The following is a 25,736-nucleotide window of genomic DNA, read 5'->3' as shown; positions in this document are numbered from 1 at the left end:
CTCAGGCATCGTGCGGGCGTCCTCCCCCGCCGCCCCGCACGATGCCTGAGAGGCCGGCCACCGGACGGCCTCCGCACGGTCCGCGCTCTCGGGAGGATTCGCCATGACCGCCAGTACCGCCAGTACCGCCAGTCTGGAGGCGCTGCGCCGCTGCCACTTCGCCGTCGACCTCGGCGCCGCGCGGACCCGCGTGTACGTGAAGGGTGCCGGGCTGGTCGTGGACCAGCCGTCCGCCGCGGCGGTCAACACCCGCACCGGCGCGCTCATCGCGGTCGGCGAGTTCGCGGAGAAGATGACCGGCCGCACCCCCGGCTACATCCGTGTCGTACGGCCGGTCTCCGGCGGCACGGTCGTCGACATCGAGATGGCCCAGCGGATGCTGCGCCACCTGCTCGGCGACCGGGTCCGCCGCGCCCTGCGCCGCAAGCCCCGGCTGCGGGCCGCCGTCTGCACCCCGCACGACGCGGATCCGCTGTCCCAGCGGGCGGCGATCGAGACGCTGGTCGGGCTGGGTGCGCGCCGCGTGGAACTCGTCGACACGCTGATCGCGGCGGCGGTCGGCTGCGGCCTGCCCGTCGAACGGCCCGAGGCGACCATGATCATGGTCTGCGGTGCGCACGCCACGCAGGTCGCGGTGCTCTCCCTCGGCTCGATCGTCACCGCCGAGCGCATCCCGGTCGGCGGTGAGGCCGTGGACCACGCGATCGTGCAGCTCCTGCGCCACCAGCACGAGCTGGTCCTGCCCAGCCAGTCCGTACGCCCGCTGCAACTCGCCCTGTCGGGCAACGGGCTGACCCCGCAGGGGCCGACGTCCACCGAGATCCACGGGCGGGACGTGGCGACCGGGCTCGCGCGCAGTGTGCGGGTCGACACCGCCGCCGTGCGCAACGCCATCCAGACGCCGCTGACGGCCGTGCTCGACGGGATCGGCAAGGTGCTGCGGGACTGCCCGCCTGACCTGGTCGCGGATCTCGCCGACCGCGGGATCATGATGGTCGGCGGGAGCGCGCTGCTGCCGGGCTTCGACCAGATGCTGCGTCAGGCCACGGGCATGCCGGTGCACATCGCGGAGCGGCCCGACGTGTGCGCGGTCCAGGGACTCGGCAGCATGCTGGAGGGCCAGGTCGAGCCGCTGGTGCTGCACCCGACGGCGGCCGACTGAGGCGGGTGCCGGGAAGAGGCCGAGGGAGCCGGACGCGATGACCGCGCAGCCCGCGCCCCGTCTGGCCCGGCTCCTCGAGACCGTCCTCGCCGGGGCCGGCACCGACCTGGACCTGCGCTGCGCTCTGCGGCACATCGTGGAGGGCGCCGCCGAGCTGACCGGCGCCGACCACGCGGACCTGGACGTCGCCGACCCCGCCGGGAACGGTCCGCCGGGGATCCGGGCCCCCGCCCCGGGACGCCCCGGGACGCCGGCCGGCCAGGAGGAGGAAGCGGGGGCGCAGGCGGCGTTCCCTCGGCTGCGGGTGCCGGTCCTGGTGGGCGACGAGGAGGTCGGCGAGCTGCGCCTGACCGGGCGGCCCGGCGCCGGAGCGTTCACCACCGAGGACGAGCAGCTGCTGCGGGTCCTGGCCACGCAGGCCGGCATCTCGATCGGCAACGCCCGGCTGTACGAGACGGCACGGCAGCGCGAGCGCTGGATCGAGGGCGCGGCGGCCGTCACGACCGCGCTGCTCACCGAGGAGAGCGCCGACGACGCGCTGACCACGGTCGCCGAGCGGGCCCGGCTGCTGGCCGACGCCTCCGCGGGCGTCATCCTCCACCCGACGGCCGAGGGCGGCATGGAGATCGTGACCGCCTCGACGCCCGACGACCCGGACGGCATGATCGGTGCGACCATCGCCCCGGGCAGCCCCGTCCTCGAGCAACTCCTCGGCGGGGAACCGGTCTTCCTCACGGACTCCGCGACCGACCCGCGCATGACGACCCACGTACGGCACCGGTTCGGGCCGAGCATGATGCTGCCGCTCCAGGCGAACGGCCGGCTGATCGGCACCCTCGCCCTGCCGCGCCGCCGCGGCGCACGCCAGTACACGGACCTGGAGCGGCTGCTGGCCACGCAGTTCGCCTCGCAGGCCGCGCTGGCCCTCGTGCTCGCCGACGCCCGGCGCGGCCGGGAGCGGCTCGCCGTCTACGAGGACCGGGACCGCATCGCCCGGGACCTGCACGACCTGGTGGTGCAGCGGCTGTTCGCCACCGGCATGATGCTGGAGTCGACCGAACGCCGGCGCGGCGCGGAGGACGTGCGCGACATCCTCGTCCGGGCGGTGGACGCGCTGCGGTCCACGGTCCAGGAGGTCCGCACCACCATCTTCGCCCTCCAGCAGCCCCCGGCCGAACCGCCGACGGGCCTGCGCGGCCGGGTCCTGCGCGAGACGGCGTCCGCCGCCGACCGCCTCGGCCTCGCCCCGTCCACCCACTTCAGGGGCGCCGTCGACACCCGCGTGCCCGCCCCGGTGGCCGACCGTCTCGTCACCGCCCTGCGGCACGCCCTGGCGGACGTGTGCGCCCGCAAGGAGGTCTCCCGCGTCGAGGTCACCGTCGACACGGCCACCGCACTCGCCGACGGCCGGGCCGGGGTACGCCTCACGGTCTTCGACGACGGTACGGACGGCGGCAGCGGCAGCCTCAGCGGCGGTACGGAGAGCGGCAGCGCGGACGGCGGCGGGCGTCGCGGCGAGGGGACGACGGTCACCTGGTGGTCGCCGCTGTGAACACGTGGGGCGGCGTCGGGCCGGACCGGGGCGGCGCTGCCTTTACCCGCTCGTGGGCGATTCCATTCCTCTGTGCGGGGTGTACTACGGCGACGGACGGGCAAGTGCCTCGTTGAGGGGGCGGTCGCGGACGTCGCGGACGTCTGCCGGGAACTGCCAGGCACCAGCACGGACGGACAGGGCGGTGACATGACCTGGACGGCACCACCGCGTCGGACCGGTACCCCCGAGGTGCTGGTCATCGACCGTCGGGTGGACGCCGACCGCGCGCTGCTCCTCCCGCGGGGGCGCCTCGTCCACGGGTGCACGGCGGTCCTCGCCGACGCCCTGGCCGCGCTGCCGTCCGGGCTCGCCCGGCTCGACCTGGACATGGGCGCCGTCGAGTTCATGGACCCGGCGGGGCTGCGGTTCCTCGACCTCCTGGGCGGCTACAGCCACCGGGAGTCGGTACCGGCGACGACGGCGAACTGGCGCGGTCAGCCGGTACGGATCCTGGAGGGCTCCGGCCTCGACACCACCGACCCGCTGCGCACCACGACCCGCGCCCGGGGCCCCGGCCCCGCACCCGGCCCCGGTCCCGGCAGCGCCCCCCGCACCGCTTCCGCCGCCCCCGGCCACGCTCCCGGCACTGAGCGGGCCGACCGGCTGCGGACCCTGGAGCAGGAAGTGGGGCAGTTGCGCCACGCCCTCGCCTCGCGGCCGGTCATCGACCAGGCACGGGGCGTGCTCATGGCCCTGCACGCCTGTACGTCGGACGAGGCGTGGCACATCCTGCGGGAGGCCTCGCAGCTGTCCAACACGAAGCTCCGCACGGTCGCCGCCGCGGTCGTCGCGGGCGCCGGCAGCGGCAGCCCGCCCCCGCCGCCCGAGGTGCGTGCGGCCCTGCGGACGGCGCTGGGCAGGCTCGGGCGCCGAGCCCGCGGCCGGGGAGGGTGGTGAGGAGACCCCGGCACGGGTACCCGGCCCGCTGACCCCGCTCGGCAGGAGCAGCAGGAGGTACCCGATGAGCGAGCCGACCCCGTCCCAGGCCGAGGGCGAACGCGACGAGGAACGGGACGGCACGGCCCCGGACGTGCCGCACAGCACCCCCTCCCAGGCGGAGGGCGAGCGCGACGAGGACGAGACCGTCGTGCGGAAACCGGAGGACCGGTAGAACCGCGGTGGAACCGGACCGCAGAACCGCGGTGGAACCGGACCGTAGAACCGCGGTGGAACCGCCGTAGCACCGCGTCACGACCGTTCAACCAGTGTGAGCGTGCGGATCACGGGCCCGCGGCGCCGCCGTGGGCGGCGATCCGCTCCCCCGCCGCCGCGCGCCGCAGCTTCCCCGAAGGGGTCTTCGGCAGGGCCCCCGGAGGCAGGACGTGGACGGCTGCCGGGCGGACGCCGACCGCGTCGACCACCTGCGTGGTGACCTCCTTGCCCAGCAGCTCCTCCGCTTCCCGGTCACCCGCCAGCGAGGACTCCAGAGCGACGGCGAAGCCCTCCCGGCCGGCGGCCGCCGCGTCGATCCGCACGGCGGCGACGTTCCCGGCCCGTACTCCGTCGACGCGGGCGGCGGCGCGTTCGATGTCGGTGGGGTGGATGTTGCGTCCGGCCATGATGATGACGTCCTTGCTGCGCCCGCAGACCACCACTTCGCCGTCGCTGAGGTAGCCGAGGTCACCGGTCTCCAGCCAGCCCTCGGCGTCCAGCGCACCGGCCGGGCCGTCGGCCGTCAGGCTGCCGGACGTGACCGACGTACCGCGTACGCGCAGCTGACCGACCTGCCGTTCGCCCAGCACCTCGCCCGCGGTGTCCACGACGGTCACCTCAAGACCGCGCAGCGGTGTGCCGAGGCGGCTGAAGGTCCGTACGGCCCGGTCGGGGCGCGGCGGCACCGCCCTGCCCTCCGTTTCGACGAGCTCGGCGTCCACGGTCTCCACCGACAGCCCGGTGTACGGGGCCGCGGCCGAGACCGCGAGGGTCGCCTCCGCCAGCCCGTAGGCCGCGAGAACGCACTCGGGGGCCATGCCGAAGCGCGCGCCCGCCGCGGTGAAGCGGTCCAGGGCCGCCTCGTCGATCGGTTCGGCGCCGTTCAGCGCGATGCGCAGCCGGGACAGGTCGAGGGCCCCCGGGTCGGAGACCTTGGCCAGGCGGCGGCCGGCCATCGCGTAGGCGAAGTTCGGCGCACCCGTGATCGTCGCCCGGTACGCGCTGAGCAGCCGGGGCCACAGCAGCGGGTCCGCGACGAAGTCGGCCGGGGTGACCTTCACCAGCTCCAGGCCCAGGGCCATGGGGAGGGCGAGGAAGGCCACCATGCCCATGTCGTGGAAGAGCGGCAGCCAGGACACCATCACGTCGTCGCCGGGGTCGAGCCGTCCCCGGTCGGCGATGGCCGTCAGGTTCGCGCGCAGGTTGCCGTGGGTGATCCGGACGGCCTTGGGGCTGCCCGTGGAACCGCTGGTGAGCTGGAGCAGCGCGGTGCTGTCCTCGTCGGTCGCCGCCGTCGGGTCCGCCGGAGCAGCGGACGCGTGGTCCTCCGCCGTCGCCGCGCGGGCCACCAGTTCGTCCAGCAGCCGGTGCCGGATGCCGCGTTCGGCGAGGGCGTCGGCGACGGGCGCGAAGGAGGGGCCGATCAGCACCGTCGCGGAGCCGACCGTCTCCAGCGCCCGTACGGTGTCCCGGCTCCATTCGCCGAGGTCCGAGCGGGGGGTGGGCTGGTGGAGCATGGTGACGCTCCCGCCGAGCAGCCACACGGCCTGCACCGTGGGGGCGACGAGCACGGGTTCGGCGGCCAGTACGCACACCGCCGAACCGGGGCCCACGCCGTCGGCCGACAGGACCGCGGCGACACGCCGGGCCTCCCGGTGCACCTCGCCCCAGGTCTGCCGCCGGGCGCTGCCCGGTTCTCCGGTGACGAGGCCCCGCGTCGATCGCGCGGCCGTGTCCAGCAGCATGCCGACGAACCGGCTCATGGTCGTACTCCCTGGGGTGAGGCGTCGAGGCGGACGGTGGCCCGGAGGGGCGGGGACAGGCGGTGCGGCGGACTACCGGGGCCCGGGGAACTGCGACCGCGTCACGGCGTCGACCGCGAAGTCCGGGAGGAAGTGGCTCATCGCGATCAGCCCGCGGGCCATCACGCCCACCGGGTACCGGGCGGCGGGCCGGGGCCGGACCGCCGCCCGCTCGATGACGCGCGCGACCTTCTCCGGGCTGAGGGCCATGCTCAGGGCCCGGGGCTCGTACGCCGCGGCGACGCGCGTCTCGACCGCCCGGTGGAACGCGTCGTAGGGCCCTCCCGAAGCGGGTGGGAGCGTTGCGTTGATCTTCGTCGGGAACGGCGTGCGGATCGGTCCCGGTTCCACGAGCACCACCTTGATCCCGAAGCCGGCCACCTCCAGCCGCAGCGCGTCCGACAGCGCCTCGACCGCGTACTTGGAGGCGTGCAGGAACCCGGCGCCCGGCAGGGAGAAGTGACCGCCCATCGCCGACACGTTCACGATCCGGCCCGTACGCCGCCTCCGCATGCCCGGCAGGACCAGCTGGCAGAGCCGGGCCAGTCCGAAGAAGTTGGTGTCGAACTGCCTGCGGGCGTCGTCGAGGTCCACGGTCTCGACCGCGCCCTGCACGCCGTACGCCGCGTTGTTCACCAGGATTCCGACCGCTTCGTGGTCGGTCTCGACGCGCTTGACGGCCCTGGCGGCGTCGGCCTCGTCGGCGACGTCCAGCCGCAGGGTCACCGCGCCGGCCTCGGCGAACTCCGCCAGGGTGGCCTCGTCGCGGGCGGTGGCGTACACGGGGTGACCGGCGCGCAGGAAGCGCCGGGCGGCGGCCCTTCCCACCCCGGTCGAGCAGCCCGTGACCAGCACCGCCGGTTTGTCCGTCATCGTGAGCTGCTCCGGTCGTTCGGTACGGGCGGTGTGGGCGGTGCGTGCGGTGTGGGCGGAACAGGCGGTGCGGGGCGGGCCGGTGAGCGCGTTGGTCCGAGGGGTCCGAGGGGCACGAAGCGGTGCGTACGCGCGTGGTACTCCCGGTAGACCGCGCCGAACTCGGACGCGGACAGCATGCGTTCCTCGCGGGCGGCGACCGTGTTCAGCATCGCGGCCATGTACGCGCCCAGGGCGAGGGTGACCCAGTGCGGGAAGAGCAGGAAGGCACCCAGGAACGCGAGGAGGAACGCGCTGTAGAACGGGTGCCGTATGTGGCGGTAGGCGCCCCAGGTCACGATGTGGTCCGGGGCGTCGTCCCGCTGGTGCCACAGGGCCACCGGCACCCGGTGCGAGCCGATGGTGAGCGTCACCAGCGCCGCCGCCCCGAAGGCGCAGAGCACGGCGGCGGGACCGGTGAACCTCAGCCACGGGCCGGGCACGGACGGGGCGATGTCGAACAGGCGGGCGCAGACCAGGAACAGCGGGGCGGCCGCCATGGGCAGCGCGGTGGACCACCACCGCAGGTTGAACTCGCCGTCCTTCCGGAAGAACACCCGCGGAAGAAGGATGAACAGGAGGTAGTCGAGAAGGATGAACAGCAGGGTGGAATCATCCACGGACTCGGCCTTTCCGGTACGGGCGCGGTACGCCGCTCAGTGCCGCACAGTCGTGCCGCGCGGGCGGGCCGCGCGGGCGTGCCGCGCGGGCGTGCCGCTCAGTCGTGCGCGGGTTCGGCACGGCGGGAGCGGACCAGTGCGGCGAGGTCGCCGAGCGTCCTGACGTCCTCGAAGTCCTCCCGGGTCAGCACGATGTCGTGCTCCTCCTGGAGGTCGACCACCAGTTCCACCGAGGTCATACTGTCGAGGGCCAGGTCGGCGATGACGGTGTCCGGACTCAGGTCCTCGGCGCGGCGCGATATCAACGACGCGATCTGGGCGACCAGTTCGGAGATCTCACTCTCGGGCATTCTCGGCAACTCCGTTCGGGGACAGCATGCAGGCCACGCTCAGGAATCCGGGTGGCACGTCGAAAGAGGCGTAACGGAAGCGGGGGCGGGCGTCTCCGGCGAGGCGGGCGGCCCCGCGCCACTGCCCGGGGCGGTCGACGAGGTACCGGCGCAGGTCGGTGCCCGCGTTGGCCGGATCGGCCTTGAAGAGCGCCTCCTTGACCGTCCAGTACCGGAGCAGCGCCTTCGGGCGCTCGGCCGCGCCGGCGGCCAGCAGGTGGCGGTGCTCGTGCTCGCCGAGGAAGAACCGGGCCGTCTGCGGCGGCGGGGGGTCGCCCAGTTCGATGTCCACGCCCGTCCCCGCCACGGCCGCCGCGTCCCCGCCCACGACGGCGGCCGCGACCGCGAGCGGACCGGCGTAGGAGAGGGAGAGCAGCCGGTGCGGGAAGGCATGGCGGGAGGTGTCGGGGTGCAGGCCCGTCCCGGCCAGCACCGTGCGCAGGGCCCGGCGGGCCGTACGCCAGTGGCGGCGCCGCCGTTCGCCGGGCAGCGCGGCCTCCTGCCGGGCCTCGCCCGGGGTGAGGTCCGCGACCGGCAGCGGACTCCGGCCGGCGGCCAGGCGGATCCGGATCACGGGCGCGGACGTCCCGGCGGTCCGGCTCAACGCTCCGCCGTGTTCTCCAGGAACGTGACCCGCTCCCCGTACTCGGCGAGCGTCTTGGCGTAGACCTCTTCGTCCGCCTCGGTGAACCGCCTGACGGCGGCGTCGACGGTGTCGGCTCCGTAGCGTCCCGTCATGTCCTCGAGGGCCTCGCGGACGTACTGGATGTGCCAGCGCTCGTCGAGCATGATCTGCTCCAGGGTCTGCTTCACCTGGGGGTGCAGGCCGGGGACGCGGAGCTGGCGGCGGTACTGGCCGATCACCCGCTTCTCCAGCACCTGCGTGATCGCCATGACCTCCATCAGGTTGCTCGGCATGCCCACCGCGTCCAGGTACTGGTCCTGGTAGGACTCCCGCATCTTGATCGGGTGCGCGTCGAGGTCGTTGATGCACTCGTTCCAGTACCGCGCGTGGTTGGCCTCGTCCGAGAAGTGGTGGGTCACCTCCGCCTGCAGCTGTCCCGGGCGCACCATCCGGGCGACGCGTCCGAAGAACAGGGCGGCGTTGATCTCGGAACTGCGGTAATAGCTCAGCAGCCAGCGGTCGTTGTCGCTCAGGGACATCGCAATCCTGTCTTCATGCCTCGGGTCCGGTGGGCGTGGGCGGGGGCGCGTGCCGCCCCCATCTCGTGCGTACGAGGGATTCGCAGGTGGCCGTGACCAGTCGCATGCCGCTGGAGCCGGGCGCGTCGTGCCAGTCCGCCAGCAGCCGCGTGTGGTCGAAGAGCTTCGGGTGGAACATCTGTTCCGCGAACGGGGCCACCGAGCGCAGCGCCCCCGCCGCGGGACTGGCGCCGAGGCTCCGCGCGGCGGACACGAGGTGCCCGAAGCTGTCCCGGTCGCAGAACTCCGGCCGCAGCAGCCTCCTGCGCCGGAACGAGGGGTCGGACTCGAACACGGTGAACACGGTGTCCAGCGCCTCCCCCAGCCGGACCGCCTCGGACCCGTCCGGAGCCAGGTGGTAGACGCCCGCGGCGGTGCCCGACCGCGCGAGGTGGACGATGCCGCGGCTGGTGAAGTCGGCGGTGGCCAGGTAGAGCCGGGTGTCCGGCCGGCCGGGCATCAGCGTCAGCAGCCCGTAGAAGAACAGTTTCAGCGTGTTGTGGAACGCGTTGTACTGGGTCACCCGGCCGGACTCGTCGTCGGCGACGATCGTGGCGAGCCTGGCGATCGTGACGGGAAGCCCGGGGAACTCGTGGGAGAGCCGGCGTTCGGCCTCCCCCTTGGACCACTCGTAGTGGTTGGCGCACTCCACGCCGTCGTCCAGGAGCGTCTCGGTGATCTCTCCGGTGCGGCATCCCGCACTCACCAGGGTGGACAGCAGGACGAAGGACTCCAGCCCGTCGCATCCGGCGGCGAAGCGTGCCACGCGCAGCGTTCCGTCGACGTTGACGCGGAGGGCTTCCGTCCGGCTCACGTCGAAGGCGGTGCGCGCGGCGCTGTGCACGATGCCGGTGAGCGTCGTGGCAACCTCCGCGAGCGGCGCGTCACGTGTGAGGTCCGCCGGGACGACCTCGGTCCGGCCGTCGGCGGCGGCGCCGAGGGCCGCGAGGAGGCCCGCCCTCTTGACGGCGAGTTCCTCCCGGTCCGAGGCGCGCACCGTCAGTACCAGGCGGCTGTCGGTGCCTGCCAGGAAGCGTGCCGCGGTACGGCGTCCCAGGTAGCCGTCCGCGCCGGTCACCATCACCCGTCCGGTCATCGGGGCCGGCTCCTCTCGGCGGCGGCGAGCACGTCCGGCCATCCGGCGGGGTCCGCGCCCCAGCGGTCGGTGAGGGCGTACAGCCACCGTTCGACGCCGAAGGCGACGCAGCCGCTGGTGGTCGGTGCGCCGTCCCGGGTGATGCCGTAGGCGCGTCCGAAGTGGTCCTCGTGCAGGTTGGCCGAGGCGACGGCGAGCCCCTCGTAGCAGGCCTCGAACTTGGTCGGCCGCAGTTTCTGGGCCAGGTACTGGGGGTGGGCGGCGGGATCGAAGAAGGGGTCCGTCGCCGCCTCCCAGCCGGCCGGCAGGTCCAGTTCTGCCAGGAAGCGGTCGAGGGCGGCCCGGGTGACGGCGAGGAAGTGCCGTACCTCCTCCCGGGTGCCGAGACGGACCAGTTCCCGCATGCGGAAGCTCCACTGGCGGCGCAGTGGCGCGTAGTGCGCCTCGCGGCGGAAGCAGGTGTTCCGGGTCGTGACCGTCAGGGGGGCCGCCAGTTCCTCGCCGCGGTGCCCCGCGTAGACGTGGTAGCAGGCCGCGGGGGTGAGGACCTCGCCGACCGGGGCCTGTGCGGCGGGCGGCACCTCGCCGGCGGGGGCCTGCCGCACGGAGGCCGCGAACCGGCGCAGGTTGTCCTCGTCCGGGGCCAGGGAGACCGCGAAGGTCGCCAGGTGCGGGAAGGAGGCCAGGTAGCCGACGGGCGCGAGGTCCTCGGCCGCCAGCAGCGCCGGGTACTCCTCGGCGCGGGGCCGCTCCCCGGTGTCCGCCCCGCCGCCCAGCAGGACGAACGCCGCGTCGCACCGCTCGGCCAGGGCGAGGAGTTCACCCGACAGGGCCGTGTATCCGCGGGGGTTCCAGCGGAGGCCGACGGGCCCGAGCCGCTGCTGCGGACCGCTCCGCTCCCCCGGACCGCTCCGCCGTTCCGTGCCGGCGGCCGCCGTCGCGCTGCCCATCAGGCCCTCCGGTGGCCGAGGTCCGGCCCGGTGCCGAGGAACTTCGCGCCGATGGTGGCGATGTCGCGGAAGTCTCCGGCGTTCAGTTCCTCCACGTCGACGGGCGCCTTCCGCAGCCGCTCGAGGAGCAGGACCAGCTGGGGGATGTGGAGGGAGGTCAGGTGACGTCCCTCCAGGAGCGGGAGGTCGTCGGTGAGCCCCTCCGCGGGCAGGTCACGGGCTTTGGACGCCACCCAGGACCGCAGTTCGTCCAGCTCAGAAGACATCGGCGGGCTCCTCCTCCAGGACACCGGACGACAGCAGGAAATCGAGGCACTTCTTCGAGACCCGACGGCGGTGCGCCCGCTGACCGGGTGTGCACCAGGCGTCCTCGGCGACCTGCCACGGGTCGTCGAAACCGCAGTCCGCGTAGACGTCGGGGTTGTAGTACTCGCGCCAGGTGGTGACGAAGAACTGACCGATCCTGGCGCGCACGTCCTCCCGCGTCGCCGCGGTCCAGCCCGGCGCGTACGTCTCCCAGAGGGCCGTCACGATCGCCCGGTTGAAGACGAGGTGCCGCGCCTCGTCCGCGTGGTGGGCCTGGTTGATGAACCGGGCCAGACCGTGCAGCCGGTCGTCCTTGGCCTGCACGACGTTGTACTGGTCGGCGTGTTCCTCGAAGAGCAGGGCCTTGGCGAAGAACAGGAAGTCGGAGACCGTCCGGTCCGCCTCGGCGCCGAACGGCACATGCCTGCTCCGGTACAGCTTCGCGTAACGCTTGCAGAATCCCCCGAAGTAGACGCTGTGCTTGTTCTCCTCGTCGATGAAATGGTGCAGGTAGTCGGAGATCGCCAGCAGGTCGTTCCGGTACATGCGTTCGGCGAGTCCCGATATGAGTGCTTTCTCGCCGTGGATGTTGAGACTGAAGAAGTTGGCGGCCTCCTGGAAGGCGAAGCGCCGGAATTCGGGCCGGTCCTCGGGGAAGGCGTGCACGGTGCCGTGCAGCGACGTCATTTCGGGAGAGAAGAACAGATCCTGCTCGGGTTCGACCGATTCCGGCCAGACCAGCGCTTCGTAGGGGTTCTGGTACTTCTTCCGCGACAGCTCGGACAAACGGTCGACCGTGCCGGACATCGCCTCGACCGCCTCACGCAACCGGACGCCCGGCGAGGACGACTCCGCCTGCGCCCCTGCGTTTCCCTGCCACGCCTTTCCCTGCTGGGCGTTTCCCTTCTGGGCGTTTCCTTGCCGCACGTTTCCTTGCCGCGTCATCGGATGTACTCCGTAGCCTCGAGTACCACGGCCTGCCAGTTCAGGCCGTGCCCGGCCATGACGAGCAGGATGCGCTGACCGGGCTCGACCCGGCCGGTGGCCAGCAGCGCCTTGAGATTGATGATGTTGTCGGCCGAGATCGCGTGCCCGACGTCCGCCAGGGTGCTCTGCCAGACCCGCCCGTGGTCGATGCCGAGCAGGCGCGACAGGAGCAGCCACGCGTTCTGGTTGGTGTTCTGCGGCACCACCCAGTCGAAATCGCCGACGGACAGCCCCGCGCGTTCCGCGGTCTGCCGGACCAGGCGCGGTACGTAGGAGAAGAACGTGCCCACGGTCGCGTCGTCGGAGGCCGCGTGCAGGCCGCCGTTGGTGATCTGGTGGGCGGCGACCAGGCGCAGCGCCCCGGGCCCGGGCCGGGAGGAGACGACGCAGGCGGCGGCGCCGTCGGAGATGACGCTGTAGGACTGTTCGTAGCGCGCACCGGGCGGGAAGCGGTCGGCCGACACGCACAGCACCCGCTCCCAGTCCGGTTCACCGGCGAGCAGCGCACCCGCCAGCCGCACCGCCCCGAGCATTCCCGTGCAGCCCTGCTGGTTGAGTCCGAATACGACGGGTTCGCCGATGTCCAGATCGGCCTGGAGCCGACTGGCGGGAAAGTCCATCAGATGCTTGACGTCCTTGCTCGCCTCCCAGGCCGCCAGGTCGCTCACACTTCCGTTGTGCGGCAGACAGGTGCTGTAGACGATGGCGTCCACCGGAGCATCTCCGGCGCCCTGCCCCGCGAAATTCCCGACGGCGTGCCCGACGACCTGCCCGACGGCTTCCCTGGCCAGATCGTACGAAGTAACTCCCGGCGGACAGACATGGTGGGTGTGAAATCCGGCTTCGCCTAGATCCGCCGCAGTGGAATTGAGCCTGCCGGCCGCCTCGGACTCTTTCAGCGTGCAGGCGACAGCGCCCAGCGAGTAGCCGAGGTCGGCGACGAAGGCGTGCTTCCCGGCGCCTTCCGTTCGACAGGTTTCCATGGCACAGGGACCTTAGACACCCGCCCATCTCGCGGTAATGCCCTCAAGGGCACTCCTGCCCCCTTGGGACAATGGCCTCCGGGGCACCCGATCGAGAACACCCGGAAAATGCTCCGCCCACGCATTCGAGGTCACCGGACCCACCCCAACCCCCTCCCGCGCCCGAACGGGCACGTCACCCACGGACCGCCCGGAGGCGTGTCGGGTGGTCAGCCCACCGGTGCGGGGCGTGTACGGCGTGCGGGCCCTGTCGCCGTGGTGGCCCAGCAGAGGGCCGCGCACAGGAAGGCCGCTGCCCCGAAGACCAGTGACTGGGTGACGGAGTCGTCCCGCGCGCCGGCGACGAACGCGCCGGCCGCCGCCAGGACCAGGGCGACCACGCGCAACGCACGGGGACGCTGCATGGCCCCCGGTGCGTGGGCCGAGGGCAGCAACCGGGCCGCGAGACCGTAGTAGGCGCAGGCCAGCAGCGCGGAGCCCAGGACGTCGCTGGGCCGGTGGTGGTAGGTGGCCTGGACGGCGCCCGCGGTGACGGCGAGCCACAGCATGCCGGCCGTGACGACGTAGGGACGGACGCGGGGGGAGGCGACGAGGGCGGCACCGAGGGCCAGTCCGGCGGGGATGGCCACGTGCCCGCTGGGGAAGCTCGCCTCGACGAGCGAGACGCGCGCGCCCACCAGATCGGGGCGGGGCAGGATCATCTTGGCGACCTCCTTCGTCCCGACCGTCGCCACGACGACCCCGATCGCCGCGCACCCCTGCCACCAGCACCTGCGTACCAGAGCGACGGCCGCGATGGCCACGACGCCCACGAACAGGGTGGGCATGGCGGTCTGTTCCAGCGGCGGCATGGCCGACGAGCCGTACGCCGCCCCCGACCAGCCGTAGATCCAGGCCGGTTTGGCGCCGTACCCGCCGAACAGGGCGTTCTCGGCCCGCTGCCCGAACGGGGTGCAGACGGCGACCGCGTAGACCGCCAGGAACCCCAGCAGGCACAGCGGCGCCGAGACCCGCGGCCGTGTCGTCCGTGCAGGGCCGGGTTCGGCCGCGGTTCTCGGGGCCTGGCCGTGGTCCGGGTTCTGCGTGGACAGCATCGCGGGATCTTGCCGAGTCATCGCCTTTTCCGACCTTCGTGGGGGGGCTTCGTGCAGGGGTCTTGGTACGGGGGTCTTGGCGCGTCTCTTTCTTGAGGGGAGGGGAGCAGTGCGGTCGGTCACGCGCCGCGGCTCTGCCGGCGCTGGGCGGCGATCGCCAGGGCCGGGAGGGGTGCGATCAGCAGGAGGAGGACGATGAGGTCCGGGAGGGACTGCATGAACCCGTTCGGCTGGACGACGATCGCCTGTGTACGGATGAACGCGACCACCCCGACGGGGATCAGCCACCGGTAGTCACCGGTGGCGGCCGTCGCCACCCACGCGGCGAGCAGCGCGGCGACCTCGATGACGAACAGGCCGCGCTGGAAGGCCGGACTGACGGAGATGACGTGCAGTCCCCCGGCCACGAACATGGCGAGCACGACGGGGACCAGCCAGCGGTACGAGTGGCGCCGCAGCCGGTCGGGACGGCAGGCCGCCAGCACGGCGCACGCGGCGCACAGCACCCCGGAGAGCACCAGGTCACGGGCCGTTATCGGGGCGCCCAGCCCGTAGTAGCCCAGGCCCGCCACGCCCTCGTCGCCGAAGAGCGTGTTGCTGTTGAACGTGGCACCGGCGTAGATCATCGCCACTGCCGCCGGCAGGGCGATCCACGGCTTGCCGCGCAGCAGGGCGATCAGGCAGAGCAGCGGAAGCAGTCCGTAGGGCAGAAGCCGGGTCCGCCCGCCGGGGCCCTGCGCCCACGGGTACCAGCCGGAGAAGGGGAAGGCGATGGCATGCCGGCCGGGGTCGATGTGCAGCGCCCAGTGCCACACGTCCTGCAGGTACGGCACCAGCGCCAGCGCGGCGAGGACGAGAGCGGTCAGATGGATGCCGTCCAGCCACCACGGCCGGGCCGTGTCGTCGGCGACGGCACGGGCGCGGGCCTGCACCCCGGCACGCGCCAGGGCGACGACCTCGCGCGGTGGGGGCCAGGAGCGGCCGGGGTACGCCTCGGCGAGGCAGGCCAGCAACTCCTCTCCCTGCCGGGAGCGGTAGGGCTCGGGGTAGACCTGAAGCAGCAGACGGTTCATGCCGGGGCTTCCCCCGCGTTCCGCGGGCGTCCGATGACGACGGCCGCGGCCTGCTGCATCCGCAGCGCCTCCCGGCCGAGCGCCTCGGTGCCGTCCTCGGTGAGCCGGTAGTAGCGCCGCGCCCGCCCGTCCACGATCTCCTCGTCACCGGCGGCCACCAGCCCGGCCCGCTCCATCCGCTCCAGCGCGCCGTACAGAGTGCCGACGGCGATCCGGAGCCGCCCGTCGGTGGCCCGCTCGGCGGCCTTGATGATGCCGTAACCGTGCAGCGGTCCGTCCATGAGCGCGGCAAGTATGAAGTACTGCGATTCCGTCAGGGACGGGTTCCGTCGCGTCATGCACCGAGCATATATCGAGCCCCGAAATATACCGCAAGCCCACCGCCCTGGCCGTCTGCCATGCCCCGTCGACGATGCGGGCTTCCTCTCCCCGCAGCTTGTCGGGGCCGGGTTTCAGGTAGCGGGTGAGTCGTGGGCGGAGAGTTCCACGACCAGTTCCATACAGCGCAGGCGGGCCGGGGAGAAGTCGTAGGGCATCTTGCTGGTGGCTTCGAACGCACTCATGGTGCGGACCTCGTCCTCGCCGGCAGCGGGGTGCAGGGCTTCCCAGGTGTCGAAGAGGGCATCGTCGGCCTCCTCCAGACCGGACTCCTCGATGACGGCCTGCAGGGCGCTCTCGAAGGCGTGCCGCTCTGCGGCCACCTGAGCCACCCGTGGATCGTCGACGGCGACGCTGTCGTCGAGTGCCTCCTCGGCGTCGTCGATGCGGTCGGATTCCTCCCGCAGTGCGGGATGCGTGGCCAGGGCGATGAAGCGGGTGGCGTGGACGGCCGCACCGAGGGGGCCGTAGATCCGCTCCATGACCAGCAGACTGTCCAGGTCCGCCTGGCGCAGGGACCCCTCGGGCAGGCCCTTGAGGCGTTCGGTGACGAAATCGGAGAGCAGGCCCATCCGGCTGCCTTCGGCACGCATCCGCTGCACGGCGGTCCGCTGCCGCCGCAGTTCCGCCTCCTGCCCGGCGAGGGATTCCTCCAACCGCTCCAGGGTGCCCGCGACACCGTCTCCGCCGTCCGCAGCGGCGGAAGCGGTGCCGGTGGCCAGGGCGTCACGGATGTCGTCCAGGGCGATCCCGGCGTCGGCCATCCTGCGGATCCACAGCAGGCGGATCATGTCCTCGTACCCGTAACGGCGACGGTCGTCGCCGCCGCGCTCGGGCTCGGGAAGCAGACCGATCTCGTGGTAATGGCGAATCGCCCGCGGCGTGCTGCCCACGAAGGCCGCCGCGTCACCGATCTTGACCTGGCGGGGCGGCACGAAGGACGAATGCATGAGCAGAGACCTTTCCTCAGCGGACCGGAACGTGAGTCCACCGCACCACATGCCGCTACGGAAGGTGCAACCGCGTAAGCCAAGGACACTCTCGCTGTGATCGTCGAGCGCACCAACCGCACCGCCGCGGGCGTGAAGCAGCCCCGCGCCGAAACGGAGCGGAAGACCAGCGAACTCCGGGCCGGCACGGAGCGGGAGGACGCGATCAGCGAGCTGCAGGCCGGACGTGATGACGGATCGCCGCTGTGTTCGCTCTCTTCCTGCACCGGCGGCGGCCCCCGCTCTCCTGCGAGAGGGCGGGGGCCTCTTCGTCAAGTCCGGGATGCGGCTGCCGGGTGACACCGCCGTCGGGATCACCGACCAGGAACGGCACCCGGCACCCGCCTCCGCCTGCGCGGGCGGGCCGCCGACCAGACGTGACCCGAGGCCGGGGGGTCTGTCAGCCCTTCTCGTCGGTCTGCGGGAAGTCCGTGGAGAGAGTGAGCTCTTCCCAGGTGCCGAGATCGTGGTCGAAAGCCTCACGTCCAGCGCGGACCAGACGCAGGGCGTCGGAGCCGAGGACCAAGTGAGCGGGTGGGTCGGGTGTGTCGAGGACGCGCAGGAGCGCCCCGGCGGCGCGGACGGGACTGCCGAGCTGTCGTCCGTCGGCCTTCTGGCGGGCGACACGGATGGGTCCGAAGAGGTCGTCGTAATCGGGGATGGTGCGCGGTGCGCGGATCATCGAGCGTCCTGCCCAGTCGGTACGGAAGGAGCCCGGCTCGATGGCGGTGACGTGGATACCGAAGGCGGCTACTTCCTTGCCGATGGCTTCGAGGATGCCTTCGAGTGCGAATTTGCTGCCGCAGTAGGCGGAGACGCCGGGGAAACCGACCAGGCCGCCCATGGAGGTGACGGCCAGGATGTGCCCGCGGCGCCGTTGGCGCATGAAGGGCAGGACGGCCTGGATGACGGCTGCGGCGCCGAATACGTTGACGCCGAACTGGGCGCGCAGGTCGGCCAGGGAGGTTTCCTCGAAGGTCCCTTCCAGGCCGTAGCCGGCGTTCGCGATCAGCACGTCGACGGGGCCGATGGCCTCCTCCACCTCACCCGTCACAGTGAACACGGCTGCATCGTCTGTCACGTCGAGGATGCGGGCGTGAGCACGTTCCGGGTGAAGAGCGGTGAAGGCCGCCGCGTCGGTGCTGCTGCGGACGGTGCCGACGACGGTGTGGCCGGCCTCCAGGGCGGCTGTGGCGAAGGCGCGGCCCAGGCCGCCGCTGACGCCGGTGATCAGAAAGGTCTTGGCTGTGTGTTTCACGCCCGGTTCTCCTGCTCCTCCTTGTACAGGACGAGGTGCTCGTGGAAGAGCACACCGTCGCGGATGTCGCCGGTAGCGGTGAACCCGGTGTCGTCGACGTAGTCGAGGTGGTTTCCGGTCACCCTGTAGCGGCCGGTGTAGGCGCTGGAGCGGTCGCCGCGGGCCTCGTCGTAGCGGCCGTCGGCGCGCAGTTCCTGGCGGATGTGTCCGTCCGCGGTCACCCACATACCGACCACGTCCGCCCGCTCACCGGCCGATGCTTTCGACTGCTGGCTCATCACGCTCCCCTTTCGTTCGCAGGAGTCTTCTCGTTCGCAGGAGTCTTCGAGGCAAGGCTGTGCCACTGCGGAGACGGGAGCCAGGACAGGCTGTGCCGGGGTACCGCGCACCCAGGCACACCACCGGAGGGCGGCATAGCCTGGACGGGTGACCAGCAACGAGCTCGGAGAATTTCTGCGCGCCCACCGTGCCCGTCTGCGACCCGGTGACGTCGGCCTCGCCTCCTACGGCGCGCGCCGGGTGGCGGGGCTGCGAAGGGAGGAGGTCGCCGTGCTGGCCGGAATGAACAGCGACTACTACGCCCGGCTGGAACAGGGCCGCGAGCGCAGCCCTTCCTCGCAGATCCTCGACGCGATCAGCGGCGCCCTGCGCATGGACGACGCGGCGCGCGAACACCTGTACCGGCTGGCGGGCGTGGTACGGGACGACGACCGGGACCTGCCGAGGGAAGCGGTCGGCACACCGCTGAGGCAACTCCTCGACGGCTACACCAGCGCCCCGGCGTTCGTCCTGAACCCCGCCAAGGACTTTCTGGCAGCCAATGCCCTGGCCGAAGCACTGTTCTCCCCCTTCCGGGCAGTGGACAACCTCGCCCGTATGACGTTCCTCGACCCGGCGGCACGGGGATTCTTCAAGCCCTGGGACAGATCGGCGGAGGCAGTTGTGGCCGGGCTGCGTCACGCCACGGGCCTCGGCCCCCACTACCCGCGTCTGTACGAACTGATCGACTCCCTGACCAGGGCGAGCGAGGACTTCGCCGCACTCTGGGCATCACACACCGTCTACGGAAAGACTCAGGACGCCAAGGAACTCGTCCATCCCGACGTCGGGCCCCTCTCGCTCACATACCAGTCCTTCGATGTCCGCGGAGCACCGGGCCAGCTGCTGGTGATCTACCACGCCGCACCTGGAAGCGCCGACGCCCAGGCGCTCACTCTGCTCGGCACCCTGCAGGCCACCCGCCGCGGGCAGTCCGCCGGGGAAGGATGAGCGCCTGCGTGCTGGATCCGCTGTCGCACATACCAAGAGGGCAACGGCTCCAGCGGCGCGGTGCACCGACCATGGGATCGCTGCGGCCGCCGTGAGGAAGGGACGGCGTCGGCGACCCGCTCGGAGATATCCCGCTGGAACGCGGCGTCCGGGTGCCGGAGCGTGGTTGCCGTTCCTTGCCCAACTCTCCTCGCTGCCCCGCTCACAGAAGCACGTTTCCGCAAGTCAGAACGTCTCTGCGCCTGCGGGAAGACGGTGGGGCGGGTGGGACTCGAACCCACGGCCGACGGATTATGAGTCCGCTGCTCTAACCGGCTGAGCTACCGCCCCATAGCGGCGTGTCGCGTACACGTGTACGCGCCGTCTGCCGCAGCATAGCCGCTCATACGATCTCCTGCCTCGGATGGTCGGCTTCCACGGCTGCCTTCATGACCTTGAAGACTCCGCAGCGTGCCGCGTGGTTCCCAGGACGGCGGACGGACCTGAGGGCACATGAAAAAGGACCCCGGAGGGTCCTCGTTCACCGCGCTCCCCCGACTGGACTCGAACCAGTAACCTGCCGGTTAACAGCCGGCTGCTCTGCCAATTGAGCTACGGAGGACCGAGCTCCCCGGACTGGACTCGAACCAGTAACCTGCCGGTTAACAGCCGGCTGCTCTGCCAATTGAGCTACCGAGGAAAGTCTCGTGTCGCATCGAACGCCCCCGCCCGGGTACGTGCCAGGGGGCGTGCGCTCGCTGCGACACATACATTAGCGCAAGCAGGGGGGTGCTCCGCCAATCGGTACTCCCCGGTACCTCGGAGCCAGCGAAGAGAAGGGTGGCCGCCATGCGTTACCGGCTCACGTTCGTCCTCGGACTAGCGGTGGGTTACGTGCTCGGCACGAAGGCCGGGCGGGAGCGTTACGAACAACTGCGGAGGTCCGCGCAGCAGGTCGCACAGAACCCGGCGGTGCGCAACACCGCCGAGTCGGCGGCCCAGCAGGGCAGGCACTTCGCCGACAAGGCCTACCACGTGGTCAGTGACAAGGTCGGCGACCGGATGCCCGACTCGGTGGCCCACCGGGTCCGCTCGCTGCGGGAGCGCAGCACGAACGGCACCGGCCCCGACGACTGGGGCACCAGCAGCACCTGACCGTCACCGGACTGTCCCCGTGCCCGGTGGTGTCCCGCCGGGCGCTGTGCCCCCACCGGGTACGGACACCCCTCCCGGTGCGGCAGAATTTCGGCTATGGGGATAGTCGCCGGGTTGGACAGTTCACCCGATTTCACTCGTATCGTCGTCTGCGATTCGGACACGGGTGCCGTGCTGCGCCAGGGCTACGCGCCGCACCCGCTGGAGGGTCCCGAGGGCGGGGGCCGGCCCTCGGACGTCGATCCGCAGGCCTGGCTCCTCTCCCTCGGGGAGGCGGCCGGCGGCGGACTGCTCGAAGGCGTGCAGGCCATCGGCGTGTCGGCGCAGGCCAACTCGGTCGTGCCGCTGGACGCGCAGGGCAACACCGTGCGCCCCGCCATGGTCGGCGGCGACAAGCGTTCCCAGGTCGCGGCGGCCGACCTGATCGACGCGCTCGGCGGACGCGAGGCGTGGGCGCGGGCGGTGGGCTCGGTGCCGCAGACCGCGCAGCCGGTGACCAAGCTGCGCTGGCTGGCCCGCAGCGAACCGGAGGCCGCCGCGCGGACCGCCGCACTGCTCCAGGCGCACGACTGGCTGGTGTGGCAGCTGCTCGGGCGGCCCGCCCGGCGGACCACCGACCGGGGCGGGGCCTCCGGCACCGGTTACTGGTCGGCGGCCACCGGTGGCTACCGGCCCGACCTGATCGAACTGGCCCTCGGCCACCAGGTGATGCTCCCGGAGGTGATCGGCCCGGCCGAGGCGGCCGGTACGACGCCGGAGGGGCTGCTGATCTCCGCCGGGACCGGCGAGACCCAGGCCGCCGCCTTCGGGCTCGGCATCGGGCTGGGCGACGCCGTGGTGTCGCTGGGCGCCTCCGGGTCCGTGATGGCCGTGCACACCGAGCCGCTCGTCGACCAGGCCGGGATGATCACCGCCCTCGCGGACGCGACCGGCATGCACCTGCCGGTCGTCACCACCCTGAACGCCGTACGGGCCCTGCGCGGCGCCGCCGAACTGCTCGGCATGCCGGACCTGGAGAGCCTGTCCGAGCTGGCGATGAAGTCGACGCCCGGCGCGCACGGGCTGGTACTGCTCCCCTATCTGGAGGGCGAGCGGACGCCGAACCTGCCGCACACCGCCGGGACGCTCGCCGGTCTGCGGCGCGAGTCGATGCGGCCGGAGCATCTGGCGCGGGCCGCGTTCGAGGGCATGCTGTGCGGGCTCGCCGACGCCCTGGACGTGCTGCGCGCCCGGGGCGTGGACGTGCGGCGGGTGTTCCTGCTCGGCGCGGCGGCCGAGCTGCCGGCGGTGCAGGCTGCGGCGCCCGCGCTGTTCGGGGCGCAGGTCGTCGTACCGCAGCCCGCGGACTACGCGGCGATCGGCTCGGCCCGGCAGGCGGCCTGGGCGCTGGGCGCCTCCCAGGGCACGCTGGACCCGCGTACTCCCCCGGTCTGGCAGGGCGCGGTGGCGCAGGTCCTCGAGCCGGGCGAGGAGCTGGCGGTGGGGCAGGCCGTGCGCCAGCAGTACGTGTCGGTGCGGGAGCAGACCCACCCCGGGGCGTTGTGAGGGGTCCCGGGGGCTGCGAGCCGCACGGCCGTGACCCGGGCTTACCGCCCGTAGGCCGGAATTTGCCGCGCTCTTGGGTTAATCGGTTGAGGTAACGCGGGGGGAGTGTTCGACGATAGGGGCCACGGGCAACCACCCCGCCCCTGTCGCCGACTCCGAGAGATCCAGCGTGCTCATACGACTACTGCGGACCTATCTCAGGCCCTACAAGAGACCCATCGCCCTGCTGGTGGCGTTGCAGTTCCTGCAGACCTGCGCCTCCCTCTACCTGCCGACCCTGAACGCGGACATCATCGACGACGGTGTCGTCAAGGGTGACTCGGGCTACATCCTGAGCTACGGCGCCCTGATGATCGGCATCTCGCTGGCCCAGGTGGTCTGCAACATCGGCGCCGTCTACTACGGGGCGCGCACTGCGGCCGCCCTCGGCCGGGACGTGCGGGGCGCGGTCTTCGACCGGGTGCAGTCCTTCTCGGCGCGCGAGGTCGGCAACTTCGGCGCGCCCTCGCTGATCACCCGGACGACGAACGACGTGCAGCAGGTCCAGATGCTGGCCCTGATGACGTTCACACTGATGGTGTCGGCGCCGATCATGTGCGTGGGCGGCATCGTGATGGCGCTGGGCCTGGACGTGCCGCTGTCCGGGGTGCTGCTCGGGGTCGTGCCGGTGCTGGCGATCTGCGTGACGCTGATCGTGCGGAGGCTGCGCCCGCTGTTCCGGAAGATGCAGGTGCGCCTCGACACGGTCAACCGGGTGCTGCGCGAGCAGATCACCGGCAACCGCGTCATCCGGGCCTTCGTCCGCGACGAGTACGAGCAGCAGCGGTTCCGGAAGGCCAACACCGAGCTGACCGACGTGGCCCTCGGCACCGGCAACCTGCTCGCGCTGATGTTCCCGGTGGTCATGACGGTGGTGAACCTGTCGTCGATCGCGGTGGTCTGGTTCGGCGCGCACCGCATCGACAGCGGCGGGATGCAGATCGGCGACCTGACGGCGTTCCTCGCCTACCTCATGCAGATCGTCATGTCCGTGATGATGGCCACCTTCATGTTCATGATGGTGCCGCGCGCCGAGGTGTGCGCCGAGCGCATCCAGGAGGTCCTTCAGACCGAGAGCAGCGTGGTGCCGCCCCTGGCGCCGGTCACACAGCTGCGCCGGCACGGCCATCTGGAGATCCGGGGGGCGGGCTTCCGCTATCCCGGCGCCGAGGAGCCGGTGCTGCGGAACATCGACCTCGTCGCCAGGCCGGGCGAGACGACCGCCGTCATCGGCTCGACCGGCAGCGGCAAGTCGACCCTGCTCGGGCTGGTCCCGCGCCTCTTCGACGCGACCGACGGCGAGGTGCTGGTCGACGGGGTGGACGTACGGACCGTCGATCCGAGGACGCTGGCCAGGGTGGTGAGCCTGGTGCCGCAGAAGCCGTACCTCTTCGCGGGGACCGTCGCGACGAACCTGCGCTACGGCAATCCGGACGCCACCGACGAGGAGCTGTGGCACGCGCTGGAGGTCGCGCAGGCCAAGGACTTCGTCGCCGAGCTGGAGGGCGGCCTGGGCGCGCCCATCGCGCAGGGCGGCACGAACGTGTCGGGCGGTCAGCGGCAGCGGATCGCCATCGCCCGGACGCTGGTCCAGCGCCCGGAGATCTACCTCTTCGACGACTCCTTCTCCGCCCTCGACTACGCCACCGACGCGGCGCTGCGGGCCGAGCTGGGCCGGGAGACGGCCGAGGCGACCGTGGTGATCGTCGCGCAGCGGGTGGCGACGATCCGGGAAGCGGACCGCATCGTCGTACTGGACGAGGGGCGGGTGGTCGGCGTGGGCCGGCACCACGAGCTGATGACGGGGAACGAGACCTACCGGGAGATCGTGCTCTCCCAGCTGACGGAAGCGGAGGCTGCCTGATGGCCGGGCCTGCGGGTCGCATGATGGCCGGGGGCGGACCCGACCAGCGGTCGATGGACTTCAAGGGGTCGAGCAAACGGCTCCTGGCCCGGTTCCGGCCCGAACGGGCGACGCTGTTCACGCTCCTCGCGTGCGTCGTCGTCAGCGTCGGTCTCAACGTGGTCGGCCCGAAGATCCTCGGCCGCGCCACCGACCTGGTCTTCGCGGGCATCGTCGGGCGGGACATGCCGTCCGGTGCCACCAAGGAGCAGGTCCTGGAGACGATGCGCGAGCGCGGCGAGGGCAACGTCGCCGACATGCTCCGCAGCACGGACTTCACGCCGGGGCAGGGCATCGACTTCGGCGCGGTCGGCGAGGTGCTGCTGCTCGCGCTGGCGACGTTCGCGGTGGCGGGGCTGCTGATGGCGGTGGGGACGCGGCTGGTGAACCGGGCGGTCAACCGGACGATGTTCCGGATGCGCGAGGACGTGCAGACGAAGCTGTCGCGGCTGCCGCTGTCGTACTTCGACAAGCGCCAGCGCGGCGAGGTGCTGTCCCGGGCGACCAACGACATCGACAACATGGGGCAGACGCTCCAGCAGTCGATGGGCCAGCTGATCAACTCGCTGCTCACCATCATCGGCGTGCTGGCGATGATGTTCTACGTCTCCTGGATCCTGGCGCTGGTCGCGCTGGTGACCGTGCCGCTGTCGTTCGTGGTGGCCACGCGGGTGGGCAAGCGGTCGCAGCCGCAGTTCGTGCAGCAGTGGCGCTCGACCGGGCAGCTGAACGCGCACATCGAGGAGATGTACACCGGGCATTCGCTGGTGAAGGTGTTCGGGCGGCAGGAGGAGTCGGCGAAGCAGTTCGCCGAGCAGAACGACGCGCTGTACGAGGCCGGGTTCAAGGCGCAGTTCAACAGCGGGATCATGCAGCCGCTGATGATGTTCGTGTCCAACCTGAACTACGTGCTGGTCGCGGTGGTGGGCGGTCTGCGGGTGGCGTCGGGCTCCCTGTCCATCGGCGACGTGCAGGCCTTCATCCAGTACTCCCGGCAGTTCTCGATGCCGCTGACGCAGGTCGCGTCGATGGCGAACCTGGTGCAGTCGGGCGTGGCGTCGGCGGAGCGGATCTTCGAACTGCTCGACGCCGAGGAGCAGTCGGCGGACCCGATCCCGGGCGCCCGGCCGGAGGACCTGCTGGGGCGGGTGGAGCTGGAGCACGTCTCCTTCCGCTACGACCCGGAGAAGCCGCTGATCGAGGACCTGTCGCTGAAGGTGGAGCCGGGGCACACGGTCGCCATCGTCGGCCCGACGGGGGCGGGCAAGACGACGCTGGTCAACCTGCTGATGCGGTTCTACGAGGTGTCCGGCGGCCGGATCACCCTGGACGGCGTCGACATAGCGAAGATGTCCCGGGACGAGCTGCGGTCCGGCATCGGCATGGTGCTCCAGGACACCTGGCTGTTCGGCGGCACCATCGCGGAGAACATCGCGTACGGGGCGTCCCGCGACGTCACCCGCGGGGAGATCGAGGAGGCCGCGCGGGCCGCGCACGCCGACCGGTTCGTACGGACGCTGCCCGACGGCTACGACACGGTGATCGACGACGAGGGCACGGGGGTGAGCGCGGGCGAGAAGCAGCTCGTCACCATCGCGCGGGCGTTCCTTTCCGACCCGGTGATCCTGGTGCTGGACGAGGCGACGTCGTCCGTGGACACGCGGACGGAGGTGCTGATCCAGAAGGCGATGGCGAAGCTGGCGCACGGGCGGACGTCGTTCGTGATCGCGCACCGGCTGTCGACGATCCGGGACGCGGACACGATCCTCGTGATGGAGGACGGGGCGATCGTGGAGCAGGGCGCGCACACGGAGCTGCTGGCCGCGGACGGGGCGTACGCGCGGTTGTACAAGGCTCAGTTCGCGCAGGCGGTGGCGGAGGTGGACTGAGGAAGCGCG

Annotated in this window: 26 protein-coding genes and 3 tRNA genes; 9 read left to right on the top strand and 20 right to left on the bottom strand. The window is 71.8% G+C overall.

All coding sequences use genetic code 11. The features are described from left to right. Positions 1-103: 103 nt before the first annotated feature. From HZS56_RS18210 to HZS56_RS18195, 4 genes are all read left to right on the top strand, one after another. The gene (locus HZS56_RS18210; RefSeq protein ID WP_216721761.1) at positions 104-1,162 is read left to right on the top strand and encodes a rod shape-determining protein; all 1,059 of its coding nucleotides are present in this window, start codon (positions 104-106) and stop codon (positions 1,160-1,162) included. Between the two features lie 37 nt (positions 1,163-1,199). Then, positions 1,200-2,714, top strand: a complete 1,515-nt coding sequence (locus HZS56_RS18205; protein WP_216721760.1) for a GAF domain-containing sensor histidine kinase — start codon at positions 1,200-1,202, stop codon at positions 2,712-2,714. A gap of 189 nt (positions 2,715-2,903) precedes the next feature. Beyond that, on the top strand, positions 2,904-3,653 hold the full coding sequence (locus tag HZS56_RS18200; protein ID WP_216721759.1) for an ANTAR domain-containing protein: 750 nt from the start codon (positions 2,904-2,906) through the stop codon (positions 3,651-3,653). A gap of 64 nt (positions 3,654-3,717) precedes the next feature. Then, a complete protein-coding gene (locus tag HZS56_RS18195) occupies positions 3,718-3,867 on the top strand; it encodes a hypothetical protein (protein WP_216721758.1) in 150 nt (49 codons plus the stop codon). Positions 3,868-3,976: 109 nt separating this feature from the next. Here the strand turns inward: HZS56_RS18195 and HZS56_RS18190 are convergent, their stop codons facing one another. From HZS56_RS18190 to HZS56_RS18110, 17 genes are all read right to left on the bottom strand, one after another. Next, positions 3,977-5,671, bottom strand: a complete 1,695-nt coding sequence (locus tag HZS56_RS18190) for a fatty acyl-AMP ligase (RefSeq protein WP_216721757.1) — start codon at positions 5,669-5,671, stop codon at positions 3,977-3,979. Positions 5,672-5,743: 72 nt separating this feature from the next. Next, positions 5,744-6,583: an SDR family NAD(P)-dependent oxidoreductase gene (locus HZS56_RS18185; protein ID WP_216721756.1), complete on the bottom strand. Its 840-nt coding sequence runs from the start codon at positions 6,581-6,583 to the stop codon at positions 5,744-5,746. Continuing rightward, entirely contained in the window at positions 6,580-7,242 is a 663-nt protein-coding gene (locus HZS56_RS18180) for a methyltransferase family protein (protein ID WP_216721755.1), read from the bottom strand. The genes HZS56_RS18185 and HZS56_RS18180 overlap by 4 nt, the downstream gene beginning before the upstream one ends. Positions 7,243-7,340: 98 nt before the next feature. Next, entirely contained in the window at positions 7,341-7,592 is a 252-nt protein-coding gene (locus tag HZS56_RS18175) for an acyl carrier protein (protein ID WP_216721754.1), read from the bottom strand. Beyond that, a complete protein-coding gene (locus HZS56_RS18170) occupies positions 7,579-8,205 on the bottom strand; it encodes a 4'-phosphopantetheinyl transferase superfamily protein (RefSeq protein ID WP_216721753.1) in 627 nt (208 codons plus the stop codon). Before HZS56_RS18170 ends, HZS56_RS18175 begins: the two co-directional genes overlap by 14 nt. 26 nt (positions 8,206-8,231) lie before the next feature. Then, a complete protein-coding gene (locus tag HZS56_RS18165; RefSeq protein ID WP_216721752.1) occupies positions 8,232-8,795 on the bottom strand; it encodes a ferritin-like domain-containing protein in 564 nt (187 codons plus the stop codon). 13 nt (positions 8,796-8,808) lie between these two features. After that, on the bottom strand, positions 8,809-9,930 hold the full coding sequence (locus HZS56_RS18160; RefSeq protein ID WP_216721751.1) for an SDR family oxidoreductase: 1,122 nt from the start codon (positions 9,928-9,930) through the stop codon (positions 8,809-8,811). After that, complete coding sequence (locus HZS56_RS18155; protein ID WP_216721750.1) at positions 9,927-10,880, bottom strand: class-II aminoacyl-tRNA synthetase family protein; 954 nt, start codon at positions 10,878-10,880, stop codon at positions 9,927-9,929. The genes HZS56_RS18160 and HZS56_RS18155 overlap by 4 nt, the downstream gene beginning before the upstream one ends. Further along, positions 10,880-11,146 carry a hypothetical protein gene (locus HZS56_RS18150; RefSeq protein WP_216721749.1) on the bottom strand — a complete coding sequence of 89 codons (267 nt, stop codon included), beginning with the start codon at positions 11,144-11,146 and terminating at the stop codon, positions 10,880-10,882. Before HZS56_RS18150 ends, HZS56_RS18155 begins: the two co-directional genes overlap by 1 nt. Further along, entirely contained in the window at positions 11,136-12,131 is a 996-nt protein-coding gene (locus HZS56_RS18145; protein ID WP_216721748.1) for a diiron oxygenase, read from the bottom strand. Before HZS56_RS18145 ends, HZS56_RS18150 begins: the two co-directional genes overlap by 11 nt. Next, positions 12,128-13,156 carry a 3-oxoacyl-[acyl-carrier-protein] synthase III C-terminal domain-containing protein gene (locus tag HZS56_RS18140; RefSeq protein ID WP_216721747.1) on the bottom strand — a complete coding sequence of 343 codons (1,029 nt, stop codon included), beginning with the start codon at positions 13,154-13,156 and terminating at the stop codon, positions 12,128-12,130. The genes HZS56_RS18145 and HZS56_RS18140 overlap by 4 nt, the downstream gene beginning before the upstream one ends. Before the next feature lie 209 nt (positions 13,157-13,365). Then, positions 13,366-14,250 carry a phosphatase PAP2 family protein gene (locus HZS56_RS18135; protein WP_253914446.1) on the bottom strand — a complete coding sequence of 295 codons (885 nt, stop codon included), beginning with the start codon at positions 14,248-14,250 and terminating at the stop codon, positions 13,366-13,368. 119 nt (positions 14,251-14,369) lie between these two features. Continuing rightward, complete coding sequence (locus HZS56_RS18130) at positions 14,370-15,323, bottom strand: hypothetical protein (RefSeq protein WP_216721745.1); 954 nt, start codon at positions 15,321-15,323, stop codon at positions 14,370-14,372. Continuing rightward, a complete protein-coding gene (locus HZS56_RS18125) occupies positions 15,320-15,661 on the bottom strand; it encodes a PadR family transcriptional regulator (protein ID WP_216721744.1) in 342 nt (113 codons plus the stop codon). The genes HZS56_RS18130 and HZS56_RS18125 overlap by 4 nt, the downstream gene beginning before the upstream one ends. 114 nt (positions 15,662-15,775) lie before the next feature. Then, positions 15,776-16,651, bottom strand: a complete 876-nt coding sequence (locus HZS56_RS18120; protein WP_216721743.1) for a MerR family transcriptional regulator — start codon at positions 16,649-16,651, stop codon at positions 15,776-15,778. A 439-nt stretch (positions 16,652-17,090) separates the two neighbouring features. Further along, positions 17,091-17,948, bottom strand: a complete 858-nt coding sequence (locus HZS56_RS18115; RefSeq protein WP_216721742.1) for an oxidoreductase — start codon at positions 17,946-17,948, stop codon at positions 17,091-17,093. Then, positions 17,945-18,226: an Atu4866 domain-containing protein gene (locus HZS56_RS18110; RefSeq protein WP_216721741.1), complete on the bottom strand. Its 282-nt coding sequence runs from the start codon at positions 18,224-18,226 to the stop codon at positions 17,945-17,947. Before HZS56_RS18110 ends, HZS56_RS18115 begins: the two co-directional genes overlap by 4 nt. Before the next feature lie 148 nt (positions 18,227-18,374). On the opposite strand from HZS56_RS18110, the gene HZS56_RS18105 reads away from it, so the two are divergent. Continuing rightward, positions 18,375-19,217 (top strand): helix-turn-helix transcriptional regulator, encoded by an 843-nt coding sequence (locus tag HZS56_RS18105; RefSeq protein ID WP_216721740.1) that lies wholly within the window; start codon positions 18,375-18,377, stop codon positions 19,215-19,217. A gap of 256 nt (positions 19,218-19,473) precedes the next feature. Here HZS56_RS18105 and HZS56_RS18100 read toward each other — a convergent pair. The 3 genes from HZS56_RS18100 to HZS56_RS18090 all read right to left on the bottom strand — a co-directional run bounded on the left by HZS56_RS18100 (position 19,474) and on the right by HZS56_RS18090 (position 19,896). Next, positions 19,474-19,547: transfer RNA gene (locus HZS56_RS18100), tRNA-Ile, on the bottom strand. Between the two features lie 198 nt (positions 19,548-19,745). Beyond that, a tRNA-Asn gene (locus HZS56_RS18095) sits at positions 19,746-19,818 on the bottom strand. Between the two features lie 5 nt (positions 19,819-19,823). After that, positions 19,824-19,896: transfer RNA gene (locus HZS56_RS18090), tRNA-Asn, on the bottom strand. 149 nt (positions 19,897-20,045) lie between these two features. Here HZS56_RS18090 and HZS56_RS18085 point away from each other — a divergent pair. The 4 genes from HZS56_RS18085 (at position 20,046) to HZS56_RS18070 (ending at position 25,727) form a co-directional block, all read left to right on the top strand. Beyond that, positions 20,046-20,351 (top strand): YtxH domain-containing protein, encoded by a 306-nt coding sequence (locus HZS56_RS18085; protein WP_216721739.1) that lies wholly within the window; start codon positions 20,046-20,048, stop codon positions 20,349-20,351. 96 nt (positions 20,352-20,447) lie between these two features. After that, positions 20,448-21,896 carry a xylulokinase gene (locus tag HZS56_RS18080; protein WP_216721738.1) on the top strand — a complete coding sequence of 483 codons (1,449 nt, stop codon included), beginning with the start codon at positions 20,448-20,450 and terminating at the stop codon, positions 21,894-21,896. Positions 21,897-22,065: 169 nt separating this feature from the next. Next, entirely contained in the window at positions 22,066-23,799 is a 1,734-nt protein-coding gene (locus HZS56_RS18075) for an ABC transporter ATP-binding protein (RefSeq protein WP_216721737.1), read from the top strand. Beyond that, on the top strand, positions 23,799-25,727 hold the full coding sequence (locus HZS56_RS18070) for an ABC transporter ATP-binding protein (RefSeq protein WP_216721736.1): 1,929 nt from the start codon (positions 23,799-23,801) through the stop codon (positions 25,725-25,727). The genes HZS56_RS18075 and HZS56_RS18070 overlap by 1 nt, the downstream gene beginning before the upstream one ends. Positions 25,728-25,736: the final 9 nt, after the last annotated feature.

It is taken from the genome of Streptomyces mayonensis, from assembly GCF_018982965.1.
GTDB classification, from domain to species: domain Bacteria; phylum Actinomycetota; class Actinomycetes; order Streptomycetales; family Streptomycetaceae; genus Streptomyces; species Streptomyces mayonensis.
This window is presented reverse-complemented; position numbering and strand designations above follow the sequence as displayed.

Excerpts from the sequence above, each read along its gene's own strand:
- HZS56_RS18070 (WP_216721736.1), top strand. The coding sequence starts at position 23,799 with ATGGCCGGGCCTGCGGGTCGCATGATGGCCGGGGGCGGACCCGACCAG.
- HZS56_RS18200 (WP_216721759.1), top strand. The coding sequence starts at position 2,904 with ATGACCTGGACGGCACCACCGCGTCGGACCGGTACCCCCGAGGTGCTG.
- HZS56_RS18110 (WP_216721741.1), bottom strand. The coding sequence starts at position 18,226 with ATGAGCCAGCAGTCGAAAGCATCGGCCGGTGAGCGGGCGGACGTGGTC.
- HZS56_RS18150 (WP_216721749.1), bottom strand. The coding sequence starts at position 11,146 with ATGTCTTCTGAGCTGGACGAACTGCGGTCCTGGGTGGCGTCCAAAGCC.
- HZS56_RS18160 (WP_216721751.1), bottom strand. The coding sequence starts at position 9,930 with ATGACCGGACGGGTGATGGTGACCGGCGCGGACGGCTACCTGGGACGC.
- HZS56_RS18135 (WP_253914446.1), bottom strand. The coding sequence starts at position 14,250 with ATGCTGTCCACGCAGAACCCGGACCACGGCCAGGCCCCGAGAACCGCG.
- HZS56_RS18195 (WP_216721758.1), top strand. The coding sequence starts at position 3,718 with ATGAGCGAGCCGACCCCGTCCCAGGCCGAGGGCGAACGCGACGAGGAA.
- HZS56_RS18080 (WP_216721738.1), top strand. The coding sequence starts at position 20,448 with ATGGGGATAGTCGCCGGGTTGGACAGTTCACCCGATTTCACTCGTATC.
- HZS56_RS18120 (WP_216721743.1), bottom strand. The coding sequence starts at position 16,651 with ATGCATTCGTCCTTCGTGCCGCCCCGCCAGGTCAAGATCGGTGACGCG.
- HZS56_RS18125 (WP_216721744.1), bottom strand. The coding sequence starts at position 15,661 with ATGACGCGACGGAACCCGTCCCTGACGGAATCGCAGTACTTCATACTT.
- HZS56_RS18210 (WP_216721761.1), top strand. The coding sequence starts at position 104 with ATGACCGCCAGTACCGCCAGTACCGCCAGTCTGGAGGCGCTGCGCCGC.
- HZS56_RS18185 (WP_216721756.1), bottom strand. The coding sequence starts at position 6,583 with ATGACGGACAAACCGGCGGTGCTGGTCACGGGCTGCTCGACCGGGGTG.
- HZS56_RS18155 (WP_216721750.1), bottom strand. The coding sequence starts at position 10,880 with ATGGGCAGCGCGACGGCGGCCGCCGGCACGGAACGGCGGAGCGGTCCG.
- HZS56_RS18190 (WP_216721757.1), bottom strand. The coding sequence starts at position 5,671 with ATGAGCCGGTTCGTCGGCATGCTGCTGGACACGGCCGCGCGATCGACG.
- HZS56_RS18085 (WP_216721739.1), top strand. The coding sequence starts at position 20,046 with ATGCGTTACCGGCTCACGTTCGTCCTCGGACTAGCGGTGGGTTACGTG.
- HZS56_RS18140 (WP_216721747.1), bottom strand. The coding sequence starts at position 13,156 with ATGGAAACCTGTCGAACGGAAGGCGCCGGGAAGCACGCCTTCGTCGCC.
- HZS56_RS18130 (WP_216721745.1), bottom strand. The coding sequence starts at position 15,323 with ATGAACCGTCTGCTGCTTCAGGTCTACCCCGAGCCCTACCGCTCCCGG.
- HZS56_RS18165 (WP_216721752.1), bottom strand. The coding sequence starts at position 8,795 with ATGTCCCTGAGCGACAACGACCGCTGGCTGCTGAGCTATTACCGCAGT.
- HZS56_RS18145 (WP_216721748.1), bottom strand. The coding sequence starts at position 12,131 with ATGACGCGGCAAGGAAACGTGCGGCAAGGAAACGCCCAGAAGGGAAAC.
- HZS56_RS18175 (WP_216721754.1), bottom strand. The coding sequence starts at position 7,592 with ATGCCCGAGAGTGAGATCTCCGAACTGGTCGCCCAGATCGCGTCGTTG.
- HZS56_RS18205 (WP_216721760.1), top strand. The coding sequence starts at position 1,200 with ATGACCGCGCAGCCCGCGCCCCGTCTGGCCCGGCTCCTCGAGACCGTC.